This is a genomic window from Ferdinandcohnia sp. FSL W7-1320, from assembly GCF_038050315.1.
GTDB lineage: Bacteria > Bacillota > Bacilli > Bacillales > Bacillaceae_L > Ferdinandcohnia > Ferdinandcohnia aciditolerans.
Genome location: NZ_JBBPAM010000001.1, coordinates 3294248 through 3320017, shown reverse-complemented (window position 1 = coordinate 3320017; position 25770 = coordinate 3294248). Strand labels below are relative to the sequence as shown.

The 25770-nt window shown below is 36.1% G+C and carries 30 protein-coding genes; 23 read left to right on the top strand and 7 right to left on the bottom strand.

Annotated elements, in window-relative coordinates:
• Positions 1–43: 43 nt before the first annotated feature.
• Both NST91_RS16445 and NST91_RS16440 read left to right on the top strand, forming a co-directional pair.
• Positions 44–349: a YlaH-like family protein gene (locus NST91_RS16445; protein WP_099353582.1), complete on the top strand. Its 306-nt coding sequence runs from the start codon at positions 44–46 to the stop codon at positions 347–349.
• Positions 350–366: 17 nt separating this feature from the next.
• A complete protein-coding gene (locus tag NST91_RS16440; RefSeq protein ID WP_341332006.1) occupies positions 367–651 on the top strand; it encodes a hypothetical protein in 285 nt (94 codons plus the stop codon).
• Between the two features lie 315 nt (positions 652–966).
• On the opposite strand, the gene NST91_RS16435 is transcribed toward NST91_RS16440, so the two are convergent.
• Together NST91_RS16435 and NST91_RS16430 are read right to left on the bottom strand one after the other, a co-directional pair.
• Positions 967–1170 carry a YlaI family protein gene (locus NST91_RS16435; RefSeq protein WP_341332005.1) on the bottom strand — a complete coding sequence of 68 codons (204 nt, stop codon included), beginning with the start codon at positions 1168–1170 and terminating at the stop codon, positions 967–969.
• Between the two features lie 547 nt (positions 1171–1717).
• Complete coding sequence (locus NST91_RS16430) at positions 1718–2317, bottom strand: YhcN/YlaJ family sporulation lipoprotein (protein WP_445724493.1); 600 nt, start codon at positions 2315–2317, stop codon at positions 1718–1720.
• 217 nt (positions 2318–2534) lie between these two features.
• Here NST91_RS16430 and NST91_RS16425 point away from each other — a divergent pair, with 217 nt between their 5' ends.
• Positions 2535–3863 carry a PhoH family protein gene (locus tag NST91_RS16425; RefSeq protein WP_341332004.1) on the top strand — a complete coding sequence of 443 codons (1329 nt, stop codon included), beginning with the start codon at positions 2535–2537 and terminating at the stop codon, positions 3861–3863.
• Between the two features lie 177 nt (positions 3864–4040).
• On the opposite strand, the gene NST91_RS16420 is transcribed toward NST91_RS16425, so the two are convergent.
• On the bottom strand, positions 4041–4532 hold the full coding sequence (locus NST91_RS16420; protein WP_341332003.1) for a peptidyl-prolyl cis-trans isomerase: 492 nt from the start codon (positions 4530–4532) through the stop codon (positions 4041–4043).
• Positions 4533–4752: 220 nt separating this feature from the next.
• Between NST91_RS16420 and NST91_RS16415 the strand changes: the two genes are divergently transcribed.
• From NST91_RS16415 to pyc, 3 genes are all read left to right on the top strand, one after another.
• Entirely contained in the window at positions 4753–5034 is a 282-nt protein-coding gene (locus NST91_RS16415; protein WP_099363135.1) for an Fpa/YlaN family protein, read from the top strand.
• 233 nt (positions 5035–5267) lie between these two features.
• Complete coding sequence (ftsW, locus tag NST91_RS16410) at positions 5268–6482, top strand: putative lipid II flippase FtsW (RefSeq protein ID WP_341332002.1); 1215 nt, start codon at positions 5268–5270, stop codon at positions 6480–6482.
• A 54-nt stretch (positions 6483–6536) separates the two neighbouring features.
• A complete protein-coding gene (gene pyc / locus NST91_RS16405; RefSeq protein WP_341332001.1) occupies positions 6537–9977 on the top strand; it encodes a pyruvate carboxylase in 3441 nt (1146 codons plus the stop codon).
• 77 nt (positions 9978–10054) lie between these two features.
• Here the strand turns inward: pyc and NST91_RS16400 are convergent, their stop codons facing one another.
• Positions 10055–11032: a COX15/CtaA family protein gene (locus NST91_RS16400; protein WP_341332000.1), complete on the bottom strand. Its 978-nt coding sequence runs from the start codon at positions 11030–11032 to the stop codon at positions 10055–10057.
• A 663-nt stretch (positions 11033–11695) separates the two neighbouring features.
• Between NST91_RS16400 and cyoE the strand changes: the two genes are divergently transcribed.
• From cyoE to NST91_RS16355, 9 genes are all read left to right on the top strand, one after another.
• Complete coding sequence (gene cyoE, locus NST91_RS16395) at positions 11696–12634, top strand: heme o synthase (RefSeq protein WP_341331999.1); 939 nt, start codon at positions 11696–11698, stop codon at positions 12632–12634.
• A gap of 109 nt (positions 12635–12743) precedes the next feature.
• Entirely contained in the window at positions 12744–13820 is a 1077-nt protein-coding gene (gene coxB, locus NST91_RS16390; protein ID WP_341331998.1) for a cytochrome c oxidase subunit II, read from the top strand.
• Positions 13821–13852: 32 nt separating this feature from the next.
• Positions 13853–15727: a cytochrome c oxidase subunit I gene (ctaD, locus tag NST91_RS16385; protein WP_121449118.1), complete on the top strand. Its 1875-nt coding sequence runs from the start codon at positions 13853–13855 to the stop codon at positions 15725–15727.
• On the top strand, positions 15727–16347 hold the full coding sequence (locus NST91_RS16380; protein WP_121449117.1) for a cytochrome c oxidase subunit 3: 621 nt from the start codon (positions 15727–15729) through the stop codon (positions 16345–16347). Before ctaD ends, NST91_RS16380 begins: the two co-directional genes overlap by 1 nt.
• A 4-nt stretch (positions 16348–16351) precedes the next feature.
• The gene (ctaF, locus tag NST91_RS16375; RefSeq protein ID WP_121449116.1) at positions 16352–16678 is read left to right on the top strand and encodes a cytochrome c oxidase subunit IVB; all 327 of its coding nucleotides are present in this window, start codon (positions 16352–16354) and stop codon (positions 16676–16678) included.
• A 145-nt stretch (positions 16679–16823) separates the two neighbouring features.
• A complete protein-coding gene (gene ctaG, locus NST91_RS16370) occupies positions 16824–17723 on the top strand; it encodes a cytochrome c oxidase assembly factor CtaG (protein ID WP_341331997.1) in 900 nt (299 codons plus the stop codon).
• 38 nt (positions 17724–17761) lie between these two features.
• The gene (locus NST91_RS16365) at positions 17762–18223 is read left to right on the top strand and encodes a DUF420 domain-containing protein (RefSeq protein ID WP_341331996.1); all 462 of its coding nucleotides are present in this window, start codon (positions 17762–17764) and stop codon (positions 18221–18223) included.
• A gap of 124 nt (positions 18224–18347) precedes the next feature.
• Positions 18348–18857, top strand: a complete 510-nt coding sequence (locus NST91_RS16360; RefSeq protein ID WP_341331995.1) for a GNAT family N-acetyltransferase — start codon at positions 18348–18350, stop codon at positions 18855–18857.
• A gap of 286 nt (positions 18858–19143) precedes the next feature.
• Positions 19144–19509 carry an Asp23/Gls24 family envelope stress response protein gene (locus NST91_RS16355; protein ID WP_341331994.1) on the top strand — a complete coding sequence of 122 codons (366 nt, stop codon included), beginning with the start codon at positions 19144–19146 and terminating at the stop codon, positions 19507–19509.
• A 163-nt stretch (positions 19510–19672) separates the two neighbouring features.
• Here NST91_RS16355 and NST91_RS16350 read toward each other — a convergent pair whose 3' ends face one another.
• Positions 19673–20041 carry a YugN family protein gene (locus NST91_RS16350; RefSeq protein WP_341331993.1) on the bottom strand — a complete coding sequence of 123 codons (369 nt, stop codon included), beginning with the start codon at positions 20039–20041 and terminating at the stop codon, positions 19673–19675.
• 226 nt (positions 20042–20267) lie between these two features.
• Between NST91_RS16350 and safA the strand changes: the two genes are divergently transcribed.
• From safA to NST91_RS16335, 3 genes are all read left to right on the top strand, one after another.
• Positions 20268–20831: a SafA/ExsA family spore coat assembly protein gene (gene safA / locus NST91_RS16345; RefSeq protein WP_440273687.1), complete on the top strand. Its 564-nt coding sequence runs from the start codon at positions 20268–20270 to the stop codon at positions 20829–20831.
• Positions 20832–20864: 33 nt separating this feature from the next.
• Positions 20865–21290 carry a CBS domain-containing protein gene (locus tag NST91_RS16340; protein WP_341331991.1) on the top strand — a complete coding sequence of 142 codons (426 nt, stop codon included), beginning with the start codon at positions 20865–20867 and terminating at the stop codon, positions 21288–21290.
• A gap of 208 nt (positions 21291–21498) precedes the next feature.
• Positions 21499–22461, top strand: coding sequence for a CAP domain-containing protein (locus NST91_RS16335; RefSeq protein ID WP_341333549.1), 963 nt, complete (start codon positions 21499–21501; stop codon positions 22459–22461).
• 22 nt (positions 22462–22483) lie between these two features.
• Here the strand turns inward: NST91_RS16335 and NST91_RS16330 are convergent, their stop codons facing one another.
• Positions 22484–22849: a hypothetical protein gene (locus tag NST91_RS16330; RefSeq protein ID WP_341331990.1), complete on the bottom strand. Its 366-nt coding sequence runs from the start codon at positions 22847–22849 to the stop codon at positions 22484–22486.
• Between the two features lie 12 nt (positions 22850–22861).
• Positions 22862–23359, bottom strand: coding sequence for a PaaI family thioesterase (locus tag NST91_RS16325; RefSeq protein WP_341331989.1), 498 nt, complete (start codon positions 23357–23359; stop codon positions 22862–22864).
• Between the two features lie 143 nt (positions 23360–23502).
• On the opposite strand from NST91_RS16325, the gene ylbD reads away from it, so the two are divergent.
• The 5 genes from ylbD (at position 23503) to NST91_RS16300 (ending at position 25544) form a co-directional block, all read left to right on the top strand.
• Positions 23503–23892, top strand: a complete 390-nt coding sequence (gene ylbD / locus NST91_RS16320) for a spore coat protein YlbD (protein WP_341331988.1) — start codon at positions 23503–23505, stop codon at positions 23890–23892.
• Between the two features lie 19 nt (positions 23893–23911).
• On the top strand, positions 23912–24151 hold the full coding sequence (locus NST91_RS16315; RefSeq protein WP_121449106.1) for a YlbE-like family protein: 240 nt from the start codon (positions 23912–23914) through the stop codon (positions 24149–24151).
• Positions 24152–24244: 93 nt separating this feature from the next.
• Complete coding sequence (locus tag NST91_RS16310; RefSeq protein ID WP_341331987.1) at positions 24245–24628, top strand: hypothetical protein; 384 nt, start codon at positions 24245–24247, stop codon at positions 24626–24628.
• A 62-nt stretch (positions 24629–24690) separates the two neighbouring features.
• On the top strand, positions 24691–25134 hold the full coding sequence (locus tag NST91_RS16305) for a YlbF/YmcA family competence regulator (RefSeq protein WP_341331986.1): 444 nt from the start codon (positions 24691–24693) through the stop codon (positions 25132–25134).
• A 134-nt stretch (positions 25135–25268) separates the two neighbouring features.
• Positions 25269–25544 carry a YlbG family protein gene (locus NST91_RS16300; protein WP_099363114.1) on the top strand — a complete coding sequence of 92 codons (276 nt, stop codon included), beginning with the start codon at positions 25269–25271 and terminating at the stop codon, positions 25542–25544.
• Positions 25545–25770 lie beyond the last annotated feature (226 nt).

The window sequence follows — 25770 nt, the reverse complement described above, 5'->3', positions numbered from 1 at the left end:
AGGCGCATTTGATAATAGGAAAGTGTGAGAAGGAGGGGTATGAATGGATGTATACGAACACATGTGGCCAGTTGCAAAAACAATCTATAGTTCGACAACTCCCAGTGTCGGTTCAAATATGTTATACATTGTGATCTTGCTTTTAACAATTATTGTGTTTAAGTTAGGTTTTGCAAAGAAGTTGCCATTGTTAAAAAATATTGTGATTTATTTATTTCTTGCTTTAGGGTGTACAATTTTAACGTTTTTAGGTGCATTCTTACCAATAGCAGAAGGATTGGCGATTGCCGCTCTTATTTTAATCATTTATAAAATTCGACTTCACCAATCAAAAAAAAGTGAAGCGTAAAATAAGGAGGCAATTTTATGAAATCCTTGCAGGATGCAATCTATAATTGGTTAACGATTAAAGTTGTGGCTGAAGCTCGACCTGATGATAAAGCTGCAAAGGAAACATTCGATCTTTTCGAGGATATTTTAGTAAATGAGTTTAAACTGAAGGACATCGAAATTGAAAAAGATGATGTAATGTATCTTGTGAAGTATACAATTGACGGGGAAGCAAAAAGTGCAAGGTTCCCGATTGAATTAATCGATATCATGCACGATCAAATCCAGCAACATCCCGAGAGATACCATAACTACGAATAAAACAAAAAGCCGAGCGCATAGCTCGGCTTTTATATTAAGCTGGATAACCTGTTATGTTGCCCAGCTACATACAGTTCCAGCGCATAGCCCCTCGAGGTCACAAGCTAATTCGTCTGGAAGGTCAAAGTTCAATCTTCAAGCCGTCTGTTCTTGTACTCGTCGGACTTGCACAGGACATGAAAGGCGTCGGGAGCATGTTCATCGCACGAAGAAAATGCAAAGTATTTTCGAGGAAGTGCTGACATCGATGTTTGCAACAGGACGTGGCAGAAGGTAGTCGATGTTCCTCTAAAAAAGGCGCTTGCACTTTTGTTTTTACCACCAATCATCCTCTGTTTTCTTTTTACGGTATAACTTGAATTTGTTAGTTGCGATTCGTTCTATCGTTCTTGTTTCAATACGGTCATGGCATTCTTGGCACATATATGTATGAATTGGGCGATTTCTCAAACGTTTTGCTTGACTTGATTCATCCTCGATGTCTTCAATTTTATCACAAATTACACATTTTACTTTCATTTTTTATGAACCCCTCTAGTATTATCTAGTTTCTTTTTTCCCATTATACAACAACACACACTTTTCTGACAAAGTTTGTCTTTTTTATAGAGAATACTATTTCTATCGGATGAAACAAGGTCCAGTTGAAATAACGTTTGGAAGATGCTGATTATAGGATGATGAAGTCCTGCACGAGGCGCAGCCCCATGCGTAAAGTCCTTCATAGAGAGGATGAAGTCCGCGCGAGACACAACCCCATGCGTAAAGTCCTTCAAAGAGTGGATGAAGTCCCACGCGAAGGTCAGCTCCATGCGTAAAGTCCTTCAAAGAGTGGATGAAGTCCCACGCGAAGGTCAGCCCCATGCGTAAAGTCCTTCAAAGAGTGGATGAAGTCCCACGCGGAGGTCGGCCCCATGCGTAAAGTCCTTCATAAACACAATGAAAGTAAAATTAAATTGAACCTTATACAAAATAGTCCCATATCATCAAAAAACTTAAGAACTATTACTTATAAATAAAAGCAGCACGAGAAACCATCTTCTCGTGCTGTGATTACATTCAACCATTATTTATTACCCATTTTTTTATTGGACTGATCTTGTTGTTCTTTATCAAATTTCTTTTGTTCTTCTTTTTTCAGCTGGCTGTCATTTGTTTTTGTAGGTTCTGTATTGTTATTATCAATTATATCGCTTGGAATATCAGGTACTAGTCTGCCGACAATCTGTGCTAATTCGTCCAAAATACCTGTAACAGGTCGTCCATCTTCAATCTGCTTTTTCATTTGTTTTAAACGTTCATACGTATCAGCGTCTGCAACAACAATTGCATTTGCTCCGTAAGGGTCATGCTGCAGGCTTTCAGCAACCGAGTACTTAATCGTTTGTACTCTTGACCTTTCTAATTTTGCATTTACATCAATTCCGACAATTGCATACTTCCCTAGAACAACAGCAGTTGCATCATTTACGTTTGGGACACTACTCGCAAGTTCGACAAGATGACTCGCTATTTCTTGTCCTGTTTTTCTGTCAACATGGTTTTCAATTGAATTTTGAACTTTTACACGAGTATCTTTCTCATTTTCTCCAGCATTATTTGTTGTACCACAACCAGAAATAATAAAAATTATAGTTAAGAACAGAAGGATATTAATATATCTCACTGTTTTGCCTCCTATCGCTCAATGTGTTTTCTTTTTTTATTGTTCAATTATTCTTCTATCTTTATTCATTCAGACATATATTTTTATCAATGGTCGTCCTTATAAGAACAAAAAGAGGAATGACTAATATAATAAAATAAAAAATTCTTACACGAATGTATAACCTGTTTCACTCCTAAAACAAAAAATGAAACCGACTTGAGTAGGAGGCGTGATTTTGGGGAAAATTTATGTATTAGACACAAATGTATTACTGCAAGATCCCAGAGCAATATATTCATTTGAAGATAATGAGGTTGTTATACCAGCAGTTGTTTTAGAAGAGGTAGACTCAAAAAAACGTTATATGGATGAAATAGGTAGAAATGCAAGGCAAGTTTCAAAATTAATTGATAATTTGCGGAAAACAGGGAAGCTCCACGAAAAAATCCAGCTTGAAACTGGTGGAAGCCTAAGGATTGAATTAAACCACAGATCCTTCCATGAATTACAAGATATCTTTGTTGAAAAAACAAATGATAATCGCATCTTGGCAGTTGCCAAAAATCTCTCATTAGAAGAACAAGAAAAAGAAAATGGGAAACAGGTAATCTTAGTTAGTAAAGATGCACTGGTTCGTGTTAAGGCAGACGCATTAGGACTACAATCTGAAGATTTTTTAAATGACCGCGTCGTTGAGGTTGATCATATATACTCGGGGTTCCTCGAGATTTATATAAATCGTAACCTACTTGACCTTTTTTATGAAAAAGGGGAGCTTCATGTTACAGAGTTAGTTAACCATCCATTTTATCCAAACCAATTTATCTTATTAAAAGACGCACTTGGAGGTTCCTCATCTGCTATTGGAATAGTCGATAAGACAGGTAAAGTAGTTAGAAAGCTGAATTTTAAACTGGATCATATATGGGGCATTAAACCTCGAAATGTGCAGCAAACAATGGCGTTTGAGCTGTTGTTAAGAGATGATATTCCATTGGTGACTTTAATAGGCAAGGCTGGTACAGGGAAGACCTTGTTGGCGCTTGCTGCTGGTTTAATGCAGACGGAGGATATGGGTAAGTATAAGAAACTCTTAGTAGCCCGTCCGATCGTCCCAGTTGGTAAAGATATCGGATTCTTACCAGGAGAAAAGCAGGAAAAGCTTAGGCCGTGGATGCAGCCAATTTACGATAATCTTGAATATTTGTTTAATACAAAAAAACCTGGAGAACTTGATGCCATTTTAGCTGGAATGGGTTCGATAGAGGTGGAGGCATTGACTTATATTCGAGGTAGAAGCATCCCTGAGCAATTTATCATTATTGATGAGGCTCAAAATTTAACCAAGCATGAAGTAAAAACAATCCTTACTAGAGTAGGGGAAAAAAGTAAAATCGTGTTTATGGGAGATACTGAACAAATTGACCATCCTTATTTGGATGAATACAATAATGGGTTAACATATGTGGTAGAGAAGTTTAAGGACCAAAAAATAGGTGGCCATATTCGATTAGTTAAGGGAGAAAGATCTGGCCTTGCCCAATTAGCTGCAGATATTCTTTAAAGTATGAAGCCTGTCATGCTTCCTCGATTAAAAGGGTTAGTGACAGGCTTTATTCTCATATTAAGCTCGAATGCATTGCCTCCCGAGTCAGGCTTCACCATCCTGCTGTGGCCATACCATCCTCGTTGAGGTTCCAGCGCTAGTCGGTGTTGAGGATATCGCTTACGAATTTCTGAATTATTCAATGATAAAACGAGTTATATGTTTTATTGGGTTCTCACGGTTTGAACCATCTCCAAAATAAAAATGGACAGGACCATCTTCACGTAATGGTTTACCTACATTTGAAAACCCAAGGATAGCATCATATGCTTCACTTAATGGAATCTTAGTTTCTTGTTCTTTTTGTACAATTTTTAAGGTTGTGGCATCTTCTAACGGTTCTGCATTTTTAATAAAATCACAAAATGGAATGCCATATGTACCGGTTAATATTTTTTCTTTCAAAAACTTCTTTTCTGTTTTGAGAGTAGGAGGGTAAATCGCACCTTCGCGGATTTCTCTATCCCAATGCTTTGAAACTGACTTTGTGTATTCGCTTAAATCTTCTTCCACTTTTTGATTTGAATCGAAATATGTAAGTAAATCTACTCTACGATCATCAAAAATCCACACACTAGGATCAAGTGTAATGTTATACTTAGTCTTTCCTTCAATCATAATAATCATCGATAAATCATTCCTTTCATTCATATTATAGAGGTTTTGAAACGTAATAGGAAGTATCAGACTTTTATTATTGGAGTGAAACCTGATAATTGCCTAATTGTTAATTAGTTCCATTTATAAGAGTGCTAGTCTTTTCTATTTATTCTTGCAATTTTACTGTATACAGGTTAATATTTATAGATAGGATTAGGTATCGCTTCGCAAACGGAGGGGTTATGAATTGACTTCAGAGATTTCGGTGAATCACCGTGAAAAAGCACTGTCTTTACTACAAGCAGATGCTGAAAAAATATTAAAACTTATTAAAGTTCAAATGGATAATTTAACTATGCCTCAATGCCCATTATACGAAGAAGTACTGGATACGCAAATGTTCGGATTATCCAGAGAAATAGACTTTGCGGTAAGATTGGGATTAATAGAGAGCAATGAAGGTAAAGAGCTCATCTCAAAACTTGAGCGTGAATTATCCGTTCTACATGAAGCTTCTACCCGAAAGTAGGAAAAATCTATAGATAAATTAACTCAAATTATCATGACTTTAGGATAATTTGAGTTTTTTTATAATTTGGGTTTACAGTTTTCCCGTTTTACAGTATTTTTTATTAAAGGATTTCACTTAATATTGTTTTAATAGTTTATAAGATTAAAAGAAAATGGAGGTTTTTTGCAATATATATTGCAAAAATATAGTACAATAAATAATTATACCTTCTATTTAGAGGAAGATGCCCAATGCTCAAGAAAATTTTAAAATCATATGATTATACTTTAGTCCTTGCTGTTTTTCTTTTATGTTGTTTTGGACTAGTCATGGTCTATAGTGCAAGCATGGTCATTGCCTCAGCCCCTAAGTTTGGAGAAAACCCATCATTCTTTTTTGATAGACAAAGAATGGCCTTACTAGTAGGTGCAGTTGCATTTTTTGTAACCATGATTCTACCTTATAAACTATATGCCACAAAAAAAATTCTTCTTATAATTGTCCTAGGTTCAGTTGCGATGCTTTTATTAGTATTTGTCGTTGGACACACAGCTAATAATGCACAAAGCTGGATAATGGTAGGAGCAAGGGGGATTCAGCCCTCCGAGTTTACAAAGCTAAGTGTTATTATTTATCTTGCTGCAGTCTATTCTAAGAAACAAGCATATATCAACCAATTTGGTATAGCAGTTATGCCGCCAATCATTTTTACTCTCTGTATATGTATGACAGTAGCAATCCAGCCTGACTATGGAACGGCCTTTATTATAGGATTAATTGCTTTATCCATTATTTTATGTTCAGGAATGAATCTAAGAAGCTTAGGAAAGTTGATATTACTTGGCCTAATAACAGCAGTTATTTTATCACCATTATTATATATTTTATCAGATGGGATATTATCTGAAGGCAGAATGGGCCGTTTTTTAGGTTTTATGCATCCATTTGAGGATGAAAAAAATGGTTATCAATTGGTAAACTCATACATTGCTCTAGGAGCTGGTGGGTGGAAAGGCCTGGGGCTTGGACAAAGTATCCAAAAGTTTAATTATCTCCCTGAAGCCCATACAGATTTCATAATGGCAGTTATTGCAGAGGAATTAGGTTTATTTGGAGTATTATTTGTATTATTATTATTAACATATATTGTTTTACGAGGATTTCAAATTGCTAGAAAATGTACTGACCCATTTGGTAGTTTACTTGCAGTCGGTATATCATCTATGGTTGCCATTCAAACTTTTATCAATTTAGGTGGTTTGACAGGACTTATTCCGATCACTGGAGTTACATTACCATTTATTAGTTATGGAGGTTCTTCATTATTGCTATTAATGGCATCCATGGGGATTCTGATCAATGTTTCAATGTTTACAAACTATCATTCTATGTATAGTACAAAAGAAAAGAAGCCACAAAATCAACCAGCTCGTACTTATCAAAAAAACTATGTCTCTTATAGATAACCATTATCTATATGTTGATGATAAATTTACGTTCTTATTTAAAGGAGGATTTATATGGAGAAACGCATCAAGAAGGTACTAGTTGCCAATCGGGGAGAAATCGCAATACGTGTATTCAGGGCTTGTACGGAGTTGCATATTCGTACAGTTGCAATATATTCGAAGGAAGATGCAGGCTCTTATCATCGATATAAGGCTGATGAGGCTTATTTAGTTGGTGAAGGAAAGAAACCAATTGATGCATATTTGGATATTGAAGGGATTATTGAAATCGCAAAAGAAAATGACGTAGATGCGATTCATCCAGGTTATGGATTCTTATCTGAAAATATTGATTTTGCAAGAAGATGTGAAGAAGAGAATATTATTTTCATTGGACCTAAATCTACTCATTTAGATATGTTTGGAGACAAGGTAAAAGCTAGACATCAAGCGGAAAAAGCGGAGATCCCAGTTATTCCTGGTAGTGATGGACCATTGAAGAATTTGGAAGAGGCAGTGCGATTTGGAGAAGAACACGGTTATCCAGTCATTATCAAAGCATCTCTTGGTGGTGGCGGACGTGGAATGCGGATTGTCCGTAGCAAGGCAGGATTAAAAGAGTCATACGAACGTGCTAAATCAGAAGCTAAGGCTGCATTTGGTAATGATGAAGTCTATATCGAAAAGCTTATTGAAAATCCAAAACACATTGAAGTTCAAATTATCGGTGACAGTCAAGGTAATATTGTTCATCTATATGAACGCGATTGCTCTGTTCAACGACGCCATCAAAAAGTTGTTGAAGTAGCGCCAAGTGTATCTTTAACAGAGAAATTACGCCAAGATATTTGTGAAGCTGCTGTTAAATTAATGAAAAATGTACAGTATTTGAATGCTGGAACTGTTGAATTCTTAGTTGCGAATAATGAGTTTTACTTTATTGAAGTAAACCCGCGCGTACAGGTTGAGCATACAATTACAGAAATGATTACAGGTATTGATATTGTACAAACACAAATACAAGTTGCTGAAGGTCATTCGATACACAGTAATGCGATTGGCATTCCAGCACAAGAAGATATCAAAACACATGGGTATGCAATTCAATCCCGTGTTACAACAGAAGACCCATTAAATAACTTTATGCCTGACACAGGTAAAATTAGTGCTTATCGAAGTGGTGGCGGATTTGGTGTTCGTCTTGATGCAGGAAATGGGTTCCAAGGTGCAGTTATCACACCATATTATGATTCTTTATTAGTTAAGTTATCTACTCAGGCCTTAACTTTTGAACAAGCTGCATCCAAAATGGTCAGAAACTTGAAGGAATTCAGAATCCGTGGAATTAAAACAAATATCCCGTTCTTAGAAAACGTTGTTAAACATGAAAAATTCCTATCCGGAGAATACGATACATCCTTTATTGATTCATCACCTGAGTTATTCATTTTTCCTAAACCAAAGGACCGTGGTACAAAAATGCTTTCCTATATCGGAAATGTAACTGTTAACGGTTTCCCTGGTGTTGAAAAGAAAAGAAAGCCTGTGTTTGATAAGCCGTTTTTACCAAAAGTAAAACATAATGAACCAGTCCCTTCAGGAACGAAACAAATTCTAGACCAACATGGTCCAGAAGGCGTAGTGAATTGGGTGAAAAAACAAAAACAAGTTCTCTTCACTGATACAACATTCCGTGATGCACACCAATCATTACTAGCAACTAGATTTAGGACAAATGATATTAAGCATATTGCAGATCCAACTGCAAGATTATTACCAGAATTATTCTCACTTGAGATGTGGGGTGGAGCAACATTTGACGTGGCATACCGTTTCTTAAATGAAGAACCATGGGACCGTCTTGCTACATTACGCAAGCAAGCACCAAATATTTTATTCCAAATGTTGCTTCGAGCATCAAATGCGGTTGGTTACAAAAATTACCCAGATAATCTAATACGTGAATTCGTAAAAGAATCAGCAGAATCAGGAATTGATGTATTCCGTATATTTGACAGCTTGAACTGGGTTAAGGGTATGACACTTGCTATCGATTCTGTTCGTAACAATGGAAAAATTGCAGAAGCTGCGATTTGTTATACAGGTGACATAACAGATCCAACACGTTCAAAATATGATTTACAATATTACAAAGAATTAGCAAGGGAGCTTGAGCAATCAGGTGCACATATGCTTGGAATTAAGGATATGGCAGGATTACTTAAGCCACAAGCGGCTTATACTTTAATCTCTGCATTGAAGGAAACAGTTTCAATTCCTATTCATTTACACACACATGATACGAGTGGGAATGGACTATTTACGTATGCAAAAGCAATTGAAGCTGGAGTTGATATTGTTGACGTAGCAGTGAGCTCAATGGCTGGCCTCACGTCTCAACCAAGTGCAAACTCATTATTATATGCATTAGAAGGGACAGCTAGAAAACCTGAACTTTCTGTAACGGCATATGAAGAGATTGCACGTTATTGGGAGGGAGTTCGTAAATATTATCAAGATTTCGAAAGTGGGATGACATCGCCACATACTGAAATCTATCAGCATGAAATGCCAGGAGGACAGTATAGTAACCTTCAACAACAAGCTAAGGGAGTTGGCCTCGGTACAAGATGGGAAGAGGTTAAAGAAATGTATCGTCGTGTAAATGATATGTTTGGAGATATTGTTAAAGTAACCCCTTCTTCAAAAGTAGTTGGAGATATGGCTCTCTACATGGTTCAAAACAATCTCACTGAAGATGATATTTATGAAAGAGGAGAAACACTAGATTTCCCTGATTCAGTAGTTGAACTCTTTGAAGGATTTTTAGGTCAACCTCATGGTGGTTTCCCTAAGGAACTTCAACGAATTATCCTTAAAGGACGCGAACCAATTACAGTTCGCCCTGGAGAATTACTAGAGCCTGTTAATTTTAGCGAGATAAAAGATACTTTAACACATAGCTTACACCGCGATGTAACGAATAAAGAGATGATCTCTTACGCGTTGTATCCAAAGGTATTTATGGATTATCAAAAAATGTTTGAGCAATTTGGCGATATTTCAATGTTAGATACACCTACTTTCTTTTATGGAATGAGACTTGGAGAAGAAATTGAAGTAGAGATTGAACAAGGAAAGACATTAATTGTTAAGCTTGTTTCAGTAGGTCAAGCTCAACCAGATGGTACTAGGGTTATCTATTTTGAATTGAATGGTCAGCCACGTGAAGTAATCGTTAAAGATACAAATATTAAATCAACAGTTGTGGCGAAGCTAAAAGCTGATCGCGATAATGAAAACCATATTGGCGCAACAATGCCAGGTACGGTGATAAAAGTATTAGTTGAAAAAGGTGACAAGGTGAATAAAGGGGACCATCTCATGATTACAGAAGCCATGAAGATGGAAACTACTGTACAAGCACCTTACACTGGAATAGTGAAGGATATTCACGTTGCAAACGGTGAAGCTATTCAAACAGGCGATCTCTTACTTGAACTTACAAAATAACCAAAGAAAGCCCCAAAGTTTACTTTGGGGCTTAAATTATGCAAAAAATCCGAGGAGAGCATCCTCGGATTTTTAGCTTATTGCACTGTAATTGTTTGATTTCCATTTATAGAGTCTTCATTCGCTTTCTCAGCTTCTAATCTTAGTGCCACTTCATTTTTCTTGCTTCTTGAAGATAATAGAATGAAGTAACTAAATACTCCAAATAAACAAGCAATAAATAAAGCGTGTGCTAGAGAAATAAATAGATTTAGTCTGGAAAATATAATGACGGCCCCTGAAGTAACTTGAATAGAAACTAAACCAAGAGCAATCATCCAGCCGCGATAGAGAACTTTTTCATGCTTATAGTGCTTATAAATGCGGATGAAAAGGTACAATACCCAAATGAATAATACACCAGCTAATGCCCGATGCCCCATTTGAACCCATTCATGAATTTGAGTGGGGAAGCCGATATTGTTGTAAGTACACACAGGCCAATCGGGACAAGCAAGAGAAGCGCCAATATGCCTCACGAGTGCACCGGTATATACAACAACTAAACTGTAGATTGTTATGGCGTAAAATTGAGTTTGTAGTTTTTTGTCAATCACCAGTGAGTCGGCATCAAACTTTTTATCAATCTCGAAAATAAGTAACGTCAATAATAATACAGAAGCAAAGGAAATAAGCGAAATCCCGAAATGAAGGGCCAGTACGATATCAGATTGCCCCCACATAACTGCTGCAGCACCAATCAGTCCTTGTAAAACTAAGAAAAAGAAAGATATAAATGCTAAAAATTTCGTTTCTCTAATATGACCGATTGCTTTCCAAGACCAAATAGATAGAGCTAATACTAAAATCCCTACTACTCCAGAAACAACCCTATGACTTAGTTCAATGACTAATTCAAATGTTATTTCTTCAGGGATTAACTGCCCATGACATAATGGCCATGAATCTCCACAACCAGCTCCTGACTCTGTTTTCGTTACAAGAGCACCACCGATTAACACAAATAGCATACCGATCGTTGTTAAAACCGATAACCATTTTAATGAACGGCTCAAAAAATCACCTTCTTACTTTTATAAAACTATAACATTGTCTAGTATTTAACTTTACTTTGCAGATGTCCCTATATTCTACCTATATTTTTACGATATTTATCATACCTAAAGAATAGATAAATTTCAAAGGAACACTATTATCGATATTACACAATTTACGATTTGTTTACAACCCGCATGAAATTGAAAAAAATTTATTATTGTAGTAAAAAAGGTTGAAAATTATGAAGGAGTTTGCTAGAAATAGATAGGGGAATTGTTTTACATTTCGACAAGTAGCTATAAACAAGGGATTAACACTATTAATATAGTGATAATAGTGTTTAAATAGCGGTTTTGCGGTCATTTAAAGGTCACAAAAAAGTCATAAATTATTAACTAAATGTTCACAAAAAAACTAAAAAATGTGATTTAATATACAGAAAGGGTATTTTTTAATATAATTTATAATATCTACAACATAATAAACTGGATAACATAAAACTTGTACTTTTTATACATACCTCACATCTCGAAAACGCTTTATTTTTATTATTGCGTTTTTTAAGATTGAAGATAGTGCAGAATGATGGTATCACGTTCATTAATTGAAAAGAATGAGGCTGATAAGATTGCTGTATGCAATGTTTGAAAGTATCGTTATTAAAATAAGGAGGCTTCATGATGACGACGACAAGGTCTGTACTTAGTGCAGATGAAAAGATACAGAATGAAAAAAATCGTGATCAGGAATATCGAACCACTGCCTTTAAGGATTTCCTAGCAATCATAAAAATTGGGATTGTAAATTCCAATCTAATAACCGCCTTTACGGGTGTATGGCTTGCCTTGTTCTTTACGGGTCAAAGCTTTTTGCAGGAAATCGATATCGTTATATATGCGCTAGTTGGTTCTGCGTTGGTTATAGCTGGTTCCTGTGCGGTGAATAATTATTATGATCGAGATATTGACCATGTAATGGAACGTACAAAAGTACGTCCAACTGTAACCGGTAGAATTAATCCTAAACATGTTTTAGTATTGGGATTAATACTCATACTAATAGGAACTGGGTTTCTACTTCTCACTACAGTTACTGCTGCAGTGATTGGATTAATTGGGGTTTTCTCTTATATCGTTTTATATACAATGTGGTCAAAACGTAGATATACAATTAATACCGTAATTGGAAGTATATCTGGGGCTGTACCTCCTCTTATTGGGTGGGCAGCGATTGATCCAGAATTACACGTTCTAGCGTGGCTCTTGTTTTTTATTATGTTTATCTGGCAACCGCCGCACTTTTTAGCACTTGCTATGAGACGAGTTGAAGAATACCGTTCTGCGGGAGTTCCGATGTTGCCGGTTGTTCATGGGTTTGCAATGACAAAGAGACAAATCATGATTTGGGTTCTATGCTTGATCCCACTTCCATTTTATATGTTTTCTTTAGGAGGCCTATTTGTAACAATTGCAACCCTCCTAAATATCGGGTGGTTAGTCCTCGGTATTAGTGGTTTTAAAAAGAAAGATGATATCAAATGGGCAAAACAGATGTTTGTTTACTCACTTAACTACTTAACGATTATGTTTGTAACAATGATAATCGTTACATTAGTGTAAGTGGGTTTCAAAATATAAATAATTCTTCTATATACAAGTAGAAGGATTTAATATCTTTATCAATAAAGATAGTAGCAAAATATTATTGAAAGAGGGGTTTGATTAAGCTATGAAAAAATGGCTACCAAAAGTGCGCTTGTTCACACTGTTTAGTTTCATGGCGCTGCTGTTAGCAGGGTGTGGGGAACCATTCGTTTCTGCACTTTCCCCAGCAGGGGAAGTTGCGAAAATGCAGTACGATTTAATGATCCTAGCAACATTGATCATGGTCATCGTTATTGCAGTAGTTACAATTATCTTCGTTATCGCCTTAGTAAAATTCAGACGTAGAAAAGGTGATGAAAACAAGATTCCTAAGCAAGTCGAAGGAAATCACACTTTAGAGATCATTTGGACTGTTATACCGATTCTTTTACTTTTAGTATTAGCAGTTCCAACAGTATCTGCTACTTTTGAATTAGCTGACGTAAAAGCGATGGAAGAGGGGACAAGAGACGAGGACGCAGTAGTAGTTAAAGTAACTGCTAATCTATATTGGTGGGAATTTGAATACCCAGACCATGGTATTGTCACTGCTCAAGAGTTAGTTGTTCCTACTGACGAAAAAGTATATTTTGAACTTATTTCTTCTGATGTTAAACACTCATTTTGGATTCCAGCTGCAGGTGGAAAACTAGATACAAACACAGATAACACAAACAAATTCTGGCTAGAGTTTAACTCTAAGAGTACAGATGAAGCTGGCGGCTTATTATATGGTAAGTGTGCTGAACTCTGTGGACCTTCCCATGCATTAATGGATTTCAAAGTAAAACCAGTTCCACGTGCTGAATTTGATCAGTGGATCGACAAAATGGTTGTAGCTAAGGATGCAGAACATGTTCCTGCGAATGATGTTGCAAAAGCTGGGGAAGAATTATTCAGTGCAAACGGCTGTATCTCTTGTCATGCAATCAATCCAGGTGAAAAGCGTCCAACAGCACCGAGCTTAGCGAACTTCGGTGATCGCTCTAGTATTGCTGGAAAATTAGAATACAACAAAGAAAATTTAAAAAATTGGTTGAAGGATCCTGAGTCAATTAAGCCGGGTAACAACATGACAGGAACCTATGATAATAAAGGTTTATCAGATCAAGATTTAGATGCTTTAGCTGAATATCTAATGGGCCTTAGTGTCGAAGATTAAGATAAGAAATAATTGAATAAGGAGGTCACATTGTGAGTACTGTAGCTCAGAAAAAAGGGTTTGGCGCTACTTTATGGGATTATTTAACAACCGTTGACCATAAAAAGATTGCTAAGCTTTATTTAATAGCAGGTGGATTCTTCTTCCTTTTAGGAGGAATCGAAGCTCTTATTATTCGAATTCAACTTGCTGTACCAGACAATAATTTTGTAACTGCTGGTTTTTTTAATGAAATCATTACAATGCATGGTACAACAATGATTTTCTTGGCAGCCATGCCGTTATTATTAGGATTTATGAATGCTGTCATGCCGCTTCAAATTGGCGCACGTGACGTTGCATTCCCATTTGTTAATGCTTTAGGTTTCTGGTTATTCTTCTTTGGAGGGGTATTCTTAAACTTAAGTTGGTTTATGGGTGGCGCACCTGATGCAGGTTGGACTTCATATGCTTCACTAGCATTACATTCCGAAGGTCATGGTATTGATTTCTATGTACTTGGTCTTCAAATTTCAGGTATTGGTACTTTAATAGGTGGTATTAACTTCTTAGCGACAATTATCACTATGAGAGCACCTGGTATGACTTATATGCGTATGCCATTATTTACATGGACTACGTTTGTTGCATCAGCATTAATATTATTCGCATTCCCTCCATTAACTGTTGGGTTGTTATTAATGATGTTTGACCGTATCTTTGGTACTGCGTTCTTCGTTCCATCAATGGGCGGAAACACAATTATTTGGGAGCATTTATTCTGGATCTTCGGTCACCCAGAAGTTTATATCTTAATTCTTCCAGCGTTTGGTATTTTCTCAGAGATTTTTGCTACGTTCTCAAGAAAAAGACTATTCGGATACTCTTCAATGGTATTCGCAACAGTATTAATTGGTTTCTTAGGATTCATGGTGTGGGCTCACCACATGTTTACAACAGGTCTAGGACCAATTGCGAACGCAATTTTCGCGGTTGCTACAATGGCAATTGCTGTACCGACTGGTATTAAAATCTTTAACTGGCTCTTTACAATGTGGGGCGGTTCATTGAAATTTACAACACCAATGTTATATGCAGCTGCATTTATTCCGTCATTCATCATGGGTGGAGTTACAGGGGTTATGTTAGCATCTGCACCAGCAGACTATCAGTACCACGATTCTTACTTCGTTGTTGCTCACTTCCACTATGTAATCGTAGGTGGGGTTGTACTTGCAGTATTTGCAGGGGCACACTACTGGTGGCCAAAAATGTTTGGTAAAATGCTTAACGATACTCTTGGAAAAGTAACTTTCTGGTTATTCTTAATTGGTTTCCATTTAACTTTCTTTATCCAACATTTCCTTGGTTTAATGGGTATGCCACGTCGTGTATTCACATTCTTACCAAACCATGGTTGGGAACTTGGAAACTTAATCAGTTCAATTGGTGCTATTTTCATGGCATTAGGTGTAATTGTTCTTCTTTACAATGTTGTAATCACATCAATTAAAGGGGAAAAAGCATCAGCAGATGCGTGGGGAGATGGCCGTACACTTGAATGGGCTATTGCATCACCACCACCAGAATATAACTTTAAGCAATTACCTTTAATTCGTGGATTAGATCCTTTATGGGTTGAAAAAATGCAAGGTAAAAAAGAAATGACTCCAGCTGAACCACTTGGAGACATTCATATGCCAAATCGTTCAATCTTACCATTCATCATATCTTTAGGACTGTTCATTGCAGCATTCGGTTTCTTACACCATCCAGATGGCGCAAGCTGGTCAGTTCCAGTCATGATCATTGGTGGAATTATTACTTTTGGGGCTATGTTCCTACGTTCAATTATTGATGATCATGGATACCATATTCACAAAGCGGATTTAATGGATGATGATGACAAGAAAGGGGTTGAGGCATAATGCATGCAGAAGAAAAATTAACAGCTGAAACTTTCCCTGCAGAGCCTGAAAAAGCGACCCTTGAAGGTAAAAATAAGTTTATCGGTTTTTGGCTCTTCCTTGGAGGAGAAACAGTTTTATTCGCATCCCTATTTGCAACTTATTTAGCACTAAACAAAAGTAATGGTACAGGACCATCATCTCAAGATTTGTTTGAGATACCACTTGCTTTTACAATGACAATGATCCTTTTAACAAGTTCATTAACTAGTGTGTACGCTATGTACCATATGAAGAACTTTAATTTTAAGAAAATGCAACTTTGGTTAGGGCTAACTGTACTTCTAGGTGCAGCTTTCCTTGGATTAGAAATCTATGAGTTTAAACATTATGTACATTTAGGTCATACAATCACGGGCAGTGCATTTGGTTCTGCATTCTATTTACTTGTTGGAACTCATGGTGCTCACGTACTATTTGGACTATGTTGGGCTCTAACAATCATGATTAGAAACGCTAACCGTGGATTAGATCTATACAATGCACCTAAGTTTTATGTCTTCAGCCTTTACTGGCACTTTATAGACGTAGTATGGGTGTTCATCTTTACTGTTGTATATTTAATGGGAATGGTGGGATAAACACATGGCAAATAATACTAATAACACAAATGTTGATTTAGCCTATCGCAGAAGAAAGAGTGCGGAAGAAATGAAGCAGCATGTTATTTCTTTTGCTCTCATGATTTTCCTTACTATCATTGCATTTATAGCAGTTGGGTCTGAACAATTTTCACCATGGTTCGTTGTACCATTTATTTTACTTCTAGCAGTGATTCAGGTTATTTTACAATTGTATTATTTCATGCATATGAATCATAAAGGACATGAAGCACCAAAAATGTTCCTGTTCTCAGGAATATTAATCGCTGCTGTAACTGTTCTTTGCTTCACAACAATTATTTGGTGGTAAAAGTAGGAGAAAGTCGGTATAATGCCGGCTTTCTTTTTTTAGACACTAAAAGTTCATAAATGGTTTGTTTGCATGACTATTTCCCTAAAGGTATAATTAATAGTATGTGTACATTGTTTATATTATTAAGAGAGGTGAGATAGAGATGTCTATCGATATCTTTGGTTTTCGGGCATTATGGAGTCCCTATTTTTTAGTATCGCTTATCGTCATTACGATTCTATATTTTATGATTGTTGGTCCATGGAGACATCGTTTTGCTCATTCTGAACCTACTTCAATAAAAACAAAGATTTTATTTGTGATCGGAATCGCACTGCTTTATTTTTGTAAGGGAAGTCCGATTGATTTACTAGGTCATATGACTATGACTGCTCATATGACGCAAATGGCTACACTATATTTAATTGTACCGACCTTTTTTATTTTGGGAGTGCCTAATTGGTTATGGAGAACCTTTATAAACTTCAACGTAATAAAGCCAATTTTTAGATTTTTCACTAAGCCATTAATTGCTTTAGTTGTATTTAACGGTTCATTTTCCTTATATCATATCCCACTCATTTTTGACTTTGTAAAGACAAATGTGTTCATTCATGCTGCAACAACGACATTTATTTTTATTGCTGCTTTTTTTATGTGGTGGCCTTTAGTTAATAAATTAGAAGAGTGGAACACGTTGAGTGGACTTAAAAAAGTTGGTTATATTTTTGCCGACGGTATGTTATTAACACCTGCATGTGCACTTATTATTTTTTCAGATGTAGCTATGTATTCAACATATACCGAGCTTGGGTCATGGGTAACTGCTCTAGAGCTTTGTGTACCAGCCTCAATGCTAGCCAGTCTTAATCTTACCGGGCCAGAGATGTTTAATTTCATGCCTCCACTTGAAGACCAACGTACTGGCGGGGTTGTTATGAAAATTATTCAAGAATTTGTTTATGCGATTTTACTAGGGAAAGTATTCTTTGAATGGGTTCGTAAGGAACGTGAGGAAGAAAAATTACTTGAGGAGCAATTACTCAAGCCCCAAACGAACTAATCAAAAATATAGAGAGAACGATGTGAGAGAGGTTTACTATGAATTTACCGATTCTGCCTACAGTGAGCACCACTTTTATTGTTTTAAGTGCAGTAACAGTTGCCATCGGTTGGTATCTGATTAAACAAAAAAGAATTGATGCACATAAAAGAGCGATGACGACCGCTGCTATTTTTGCATTGATTTTTTTCATTATCTATATGTCAAGAACGGTATTTGTCGGAAATACTTCATTTGGCGGGCCTGACGATGTTAAAATATACTATACGATATTTTTAATCTTTCATATTTTCTTGGCAACAACAGGTGCAATATTTGGAGTGATTACATTATACCTCGGCTTTAAAAACAAAATTGCAAAGCATCGTAAGCTGGGTCCCATCACAAGTATCATATGGTTTTTTACAGCGTTGACAGGTGTAGCGGTTTATCTCTTGTTGTATGTCTTTTATAAGGGCGGAGAAACAACATCGATGTTAAAAGCAATTTTAGGTTTTTAAAAAATGGTAGAATGGATTGTTTGTAATATGTATAAGGTGTTCTAGAATACAATATTCTAGAGCACCTTTTTATTTTGTTATTCTATGCACATAACTTTATCTTTCTTAGAGGGGAGTGTTAAGGATGATTGAGATCTTTACAGAAAACTTATTATTGGTTCCATGTTCTTTGGATATTGCCAAGTCATTAGTTTTTCATCGCAAAGAACTTGAAAAACGATCACCTATAACGATTCCACAAAATTGGCCATCTCCATTAATAACAGGTATTCTTCCGTTTTATATAGAAAAGCTTGAGAAGGATGAGAATCAGTATGGCTGGGGTTTATGGTTAATCATTAATTATGCCGATAAACGGATTATTGGTGATATTTATCTTCATGGAAAACCAGATAAGAAAGGTAATGTCCAATTGACGTATACAATGAATCGAGATTATCAAAAAACGAACTTAACCTATGAAGCGGTGGACGCTTTAATTGATTGGCTAGTGACACAAGCGGATGCCAAAAAAGTACTTATGGAATGTAGTGATAGTAATTATCAATCCATCCAACTTTTTGAAAAGCTAGGAATGAGATGTACAAAAAAGGATGGTAAGTTTTTGACTTGGGAGCTCCGTAAAGTTATTTAATTATATTTAGCAAAGTAAAACTTCTGCTAAATGTTTAAGCCTCTGGTGGATGCCACAATTTTTCAGAGGAACTTTTTGAGGCAGTAAGTCCAAAGACTAAGAACGTCACACTTGTAGCAACATCCTTATGACTCACTTCCTGTAAGACTTATAAAAGGGCGGTAAGTCGTATATGCGTAATAAATAATATGAAAAGATTTTTCTAGACTAGTGCCCAATTCATTCCTTAATGCATATGGTAGGAGTAACCATGGTGGTCTTGAAATTGAGAAGGAGTGTGGTTGGGGTGGTAAGAAAAGCATTAGAAAATGGTTCGCTTTATATTAAGAATGATGTATTAGCAATGATTGCTTCAATTTGCGCCGAAGATATTGAAGGGGTTACGATTGTATCAGGATTAAAGGATGGGGTATCTGGAATTCTTAATCGGAATTTTCATAAAAACGGTATTACCGTAATCGAAAATGAAGAAGAAGGAATTGCCCTTGAGGTAAAAATTGCCATTGAATACGGCTTAGAAATCAAAAAGACATGTGAAGTCCTGCAAGCAGCAATTTTGCATGAAATAAAAAGTATGACTGGGATTAGTTTATCTAGTCTTACCATTAAAGTTGAAGGGCTTACTAATACACAACCATTAACAACAACGTAAAAAAAGGAACAGTTTTTGACTGTTCCTTTTTATATGCAATTTGTTTAGTTCTATTCGCCATCGGTTCTAAAGCTAGTCAATCGCTTCGGAAGGTAAAATCACCTTCTGTCTACGAATGTCTGAAGCTTGTCGCCGAAAATCGGGCGTCTTTCACTTTTCATTATTATGCGTTTACAACCGCATCTATATTTTCTTTCACTTTCGCTAAGATGCGTTCACATTGATCTACTAATGTTTTAGGGAAAACTTCATCTTCGCCATATTCAACACCATGTGGATAATAGTACTTACCAACGAAAGGTGTTAGTAGTTTAATGACTGCATCAGTTGCATTTTCTTCGATTACTCCCTCAACTGCATGACCTTGTACACGAAGGTAGTAAATATCGCCTTTAATCTCAAATTTACGGTCGTATGTAATTCTCTCATAATCCCACTGACCTGCAAGAATAAAACCTTCTGATCTCATTATGTCAGTTAATCTTGGTAATTCAATTGTTACGTTTTCTATCCCCGTATTTTCAAATCTCATTTAATATCCCTCCAAAAACCGTCAAACAACGATTTATATGTTCTCAGTATAATAATAGTACGAAAAGATACAAGTTGCAACGTTTGACATTAATATGTCACGAAAAATAAAAAATTATTTTATGTGGAATTTTTAAAGATTTGGTCAAACTAACAGGGAAAGGAGGGATAAGATGAAGAAATTTCTTTTAATCATTACAGGTTTATTTTTTATTTTAGGTAGTCCAATGATTGCAAATGGACAAGGTACGACTACATATACCGTACAGCCTGGTGATTCTTTATGGAAAATCGCTGTTCGCTATCAAGTTGGTTTGTCTGAAATAATTTCAGCAAACCCTCAGTTTAAAAACCCTAACCTCATTTATCCTGGTCAAAAGGTAACAATTCCAATTCTGGAAAATGTTAAAAGCATTGAAAATCAAGTTATCTCGTTAACTAATCAACAACGTGCAAAATATGGATTACCTGCATTAAAGGTTGATTGGGAACTTTCACGTGTGGCACGTTATAAATCTGTAGACATGAGAGATCGAAATTATTTTGACCATACTTCACCTACATATGGCTCACCATTTACGATGATGCGCAACTTTGGGATTTCTTATCGAACAGCAGCTGAAAATATAGCCGCTGGACAAAGAACACCTCAAGAAGTTGTAAATGCGTGGATGAACAGCCCTGGGCATCGGGCAAATATTCTAAAGCAAGATGTTACTCATATTGGTGTAGGGTATGCAGAAGGTGGTTCAAAAAGACATTATTGGACACAAATGTTTATTGGTAAATAAGATAATAAAGTGAGTGTTAATAAGGAGGATACAATGGAATCTGTTCGTGATGTAATGAGTACTGAAGTTGAATATTGTACTCCCCTTGATAATGTGTATGAAGTAGCAGTTAAAATGAAGGATTTAGATGTTGGTGCAATTCCTATCTTAGAAGATCAAAAATTAATCGGAATGATTACTGATCGAGATTTAGTTGTACGAGGGTATGCTGAAAAAAGATCAGGCTCCAATCAAGTAACAAATGTGATGAGTGATAATCTTGTTACATGTTCTCCTGATACGTCACTTGAACAAGCGTCCGAATTGATGGCAAAACATCAAATTAGACGTTTACCAGTTGTTGAGAATGGTCAATTAGTTGGGATTGTATCATTAGGTGACTTGGCAACAAATAAAATGTCTGATACACATGCAGGAGAAGCATTAAGTGATATATCTGAACAAGACCAATTACACTAAATTAACAGGCACCAAATTGGTGCCTGTTTTATTCTTCTTACATTAATCGCATAAATCTAGGAAAAGTTTAATATACATGATAGAAAAAGATTGATGTTAGGAAGTGGTTCTTCTGAAAATAGCTAAGATTGTAGTTACTATCATACTTTTAGCTTCTAGCATTTATTATATTTCTATTAAATATGGAAGAACAGAAATAGTGAATGGAATGAACAATTATAAGTTGTTATCAAGCCATGAAAATCCTGAAAAAACCACTTTACCTTATCAACAGGAGATTCATCAATTTGAAGGGCTCTATTCATACATTGGAGTGGAGAGTTCAAAAATAGTAGAAATACTTGGTGAGCCCGACCGAATAGACCGTTCATCCTATGATTATAATTGGTGGGTGTACAACTCTACCCCTCAAAATTATATCCAGGTGGGGATTGAAAATGATCGTGTTGTTACCGTGTTTGGAACAGGAAATGATGTACAAGTTGAACCATTTGAAATTGGACAAGCTGTTGCAGAGTTACATTCAAAAGGCTTAATAAAACCTAAAATCTCTTTGAATGTGAATAAAAATCCATATCGATTTGAGTTAACTGAAGAAGAAATGAAGGCTAGACCCTTGATTGCGATGGGGAATGTTTATGTACAAGTATATGTGGATACATTTACGAATGAGATTTCGAGCATTCGTTTTTTAGATGGGGAGACACTGATTAAGCTGCGTCCCTATGAATTAGCGTATCGAGGAGAATTACTTTCCGCAAAAGAAGTTTCAAAGGTAGAATGGAAGGAAATAGAACAAGGAAACTCAGCCCAAATTTTAGATATAACCAATGTGATACGAACTAGGCATGGACTTCATACATTAAAACAAGACGAAAAGTTAGCTAGCGTTGCTTATTTACATAGTAAAGATATGAGTACAAATGAATATTTTGACCATACCTCGCCGACAAACGGGGGGCTAGCTGACCGACTCGCTAATGGGGATGTGACCTATCAACTTGCGGGAGAAAATATTGCAGCAAAATATGTTGACGGTATTGCAGCTGTTGAAGGATGGCTGAATAGTGAAGGACATCGCGAGACTCTATTAAGCGAGGACTACAACTTTCTTGGGGTAGGGGTATACGAAAAATATTACACGCAAAACTTTATTCAAAAATGGGAGTAAGCAATGCATCTAGGTGTATTGCTTACTTATTATTTACTAAGATTTGATATTTGTTGAACTGGAAATGATCTTTTGTCCATTCACCAATACATGAAATTTCATCACCTAAATTAATTTGAGCAGGTTTATATTCACCCCTTAGTGGAATAATCCGTTTTGCTTTAATAATACCTGTGGACGTTTTTATTTTTAACTCAGTCACATGAACGAATTTATGATAATAATAGCGTTGCTTTTCTTCATTTTTACTGATAATTCTACCTTTGATTACCGCTTCTTCATTTACTTTTTCAAGGTCCTTCCAGCTTTCCTCGTATTTCTTTCTTTCCTTTTTTGTAAGTACATAAAAATAGACAATAATGAGTGGAATGACAATGGCTGTAACCATTCCTACACCTCGTTATTTTTTGTTTGGACGATCAATGATAAAGAAACTGCCTGTAGCATGAGCGATTAATGTTCCATCATCCCGGAATACTCTACCCTCAGTCACGCATATTTTTGAACCTCTATGAATCATTTGTGCGACACAGCGGAATTCTTTTCCTATTCCTGGGGCCACATAATTAATTTTCATTTCAGTTGTTACAGCTGCTTTGTCATGTGGGAGGACATTGTGAACTACTGAACCCATAGCAGAATCAAGGAGTGTTGCTGTAATTCCCCCATGGACGATTTTTAATGGGTTTTGAATTAGCTCCGTATTTGGAATGGTAATTTCATAGGTTAGATCATCAAGGACTTTTCGACTTGTTTGTAGTATGCCACCAATATATGATCCATTTTGTTTTGTTTGTTTACGAATTACGGCATCAATTACCCTTTCTAACGCCTGTTTTTCTTCTTCGTTTGCTTCAACGAAGAATGTCTGTAATTTTTGTAAGATACGATCTTCCATGATATTTACCTCAAATCCATAATATTTTTATTATTCTTATTTTATCAATTATATTGGGCTTAGTGCAATTTAAAATGGGCGAACAAATCAATTTATTAAAGATAAACTATAGTAGGCATTCGTATGAAAAAGAGGTGATTGGTATGGGAAAAAAACTTCATCCGTCAGTTCAAGAATTTAAATCTTTTGTAAAAAAACATCCAATTCTAGTTCAGGAAGTGCGAAAAGGAGCACTTAATTGGCAAGAAGTATACGAAGATTGGTATATACTTGGTGAAAATGATGAGAAGTGGAAGAAATATAAAAATAGTAACAGTAAGACAGAAGAACGAGACAAAGAAGATTTTATCGGAAAAATCTTTTCATCCTTTAAAAATGCAGATATGAATAATCTTCAGCAGCAAATCTCAAATGTAAGTGAAGCCATTTCAACGATTCAAGCAGTCATCCATCAGTTTCGTGGAGAAGAAAAGCAGAATCAAGGGCAGTCTTCGCACCGACATACTCAACCGTTTGCCTTTCGAAAAGATTAGGTGAGAAGGGAGGAGCATGATGCGAAAAGATACCTATGAGTACCTCAAAACAAAAAAACAAATTCGAACTTTTGTACGTCAAAACCCAATTTGGTACAGAAAATTAACCAGGAATCCTAATGATTTTCAGAGCCTTGAGATGGAGTCAAAATTGTATTTCAAACAGACTCTTCCACATAAAGTGCAAAAACTCAACCAGTCTTTAGAAATGGCCTCTTTCATGCTACAAATGTATCAAGGTATGCGACAAAGCGATTAAACGCAAGGCGACTCTTTAAGAGTCGCTTTTTTTAGGGAATGCAGGATATTTGTTATGTGATAGGAAAAACTAGGAAAAAGGAGTGGTTGAAAGTTGTACAAGATTGTTTTATCCCTTTTTTTTCTAAGTTTCCTTTATTTTTATATACATGAAGTTCCGGTTGAGGCTATGATTACTGAAAACTTGTCGATCCAATCAGAACGAACTCTGCATGTGAATCACCATGTTAGGGGAAATGATGTATATCTCGAATGTATTATCTCAAATTTTTTATTTAAACAAAGTGGTGGCCGTAAGAAGGAAGGTGAGGGCCATCTTAATGTTATAGTAGATGGTCGACGGACAGAAAAGATATCCACGGCTGCATTTATTATAAAAGGGCTAACAAAGGGTGAGCATACCTTGAAAATTCAAGTAGTCCATAATGATTTAACGAATTACGATCTCGCACACACGATTCATTTTCAAATAAAGTAATAAAGTTCCATAAGATGCGATTCGTGAAGAATCATGGTATAGTGATTATGGAGGTGTTTTTTTTGATAGCTACACTTGAAAGAGTTGAGATACTTGAAGAGGCGGAAAGCCTAGCATCAATGATTCTACAATCTGAACTAGCTGAGGAATATCGCAGCTGTTTATATACATTACAAAAGGATAAGGAAGCACAAAAACTTATCGCGGAATTTCAGAATATGAAGGAGAAATATGACGAGGTTCAACGATTCGGGAAATACCATCCTGATTTTCGAACTGTTTCAAAAGAGACAAGAGAGTTAAAAAGGAAGCTAGATCTTCATGAAACCATTGCTGATTTTAAAAAAGCAGAAGATAATCTCCAAAAAGTCCTTGATGAAATCAGCGTGTTACTAGGGGGAGCTGTATCAAAACATATTAAAGTGCCAACAGGTAACCCATATTTTGATTCCATTTCAAGTTGTGGCGGCGGCTGTGGCAGCGGCGGCGCATGTGGTTGTCATTAATAGATTAGCAAATAATATGAATATATTACCCATATTTTCTGAAAAAAGTAAGTTTTCTACTTTATTTCATATTGTAAAATTTTAACTCATTGTGCTACACTATAAAAAAGTTATTGAAATAAGGAGAAAACACTATGATTGGACAACGCCAAGGAATTATCGTTTGGCTACATTCGCTAAAGCATTCAAAAATGCTGCGTAAATTTGGCAATATTCACTATGTATCAAAACGTCTAAAATACGTGGTCCTTTATAACGATATGGAAAATACCGATTCAATCGTAGAAAAGTTAAATTCGCTTGCCTTCGTAAAAAGAGTAGAGCCATCATATAAACCATTTTTAAAGATTGAATTCGAGAACAGAAAACCAGATCGCGCAAAGGAATACGATTATAAGATTGGACTATAAAAAGCTTATCAAAAGCATCCTGCTTTTGATAAGCTTTTTTTATTGTCTAGCTATAGGTCAGTTATAGCTGAATACAAGGTTAAGAATGTTGAAGCGTTAAGATTCGGTATGAAGACCATCAAAACGAAAAAATGAGGTACCCAAGAGAGGTGTGAAGAGGTTAGTCGTACCCTCGAGCAGTTGTCGTACCGCAAGTGAGGGTAAGAAATAGGGTCTTCGTGCCCTC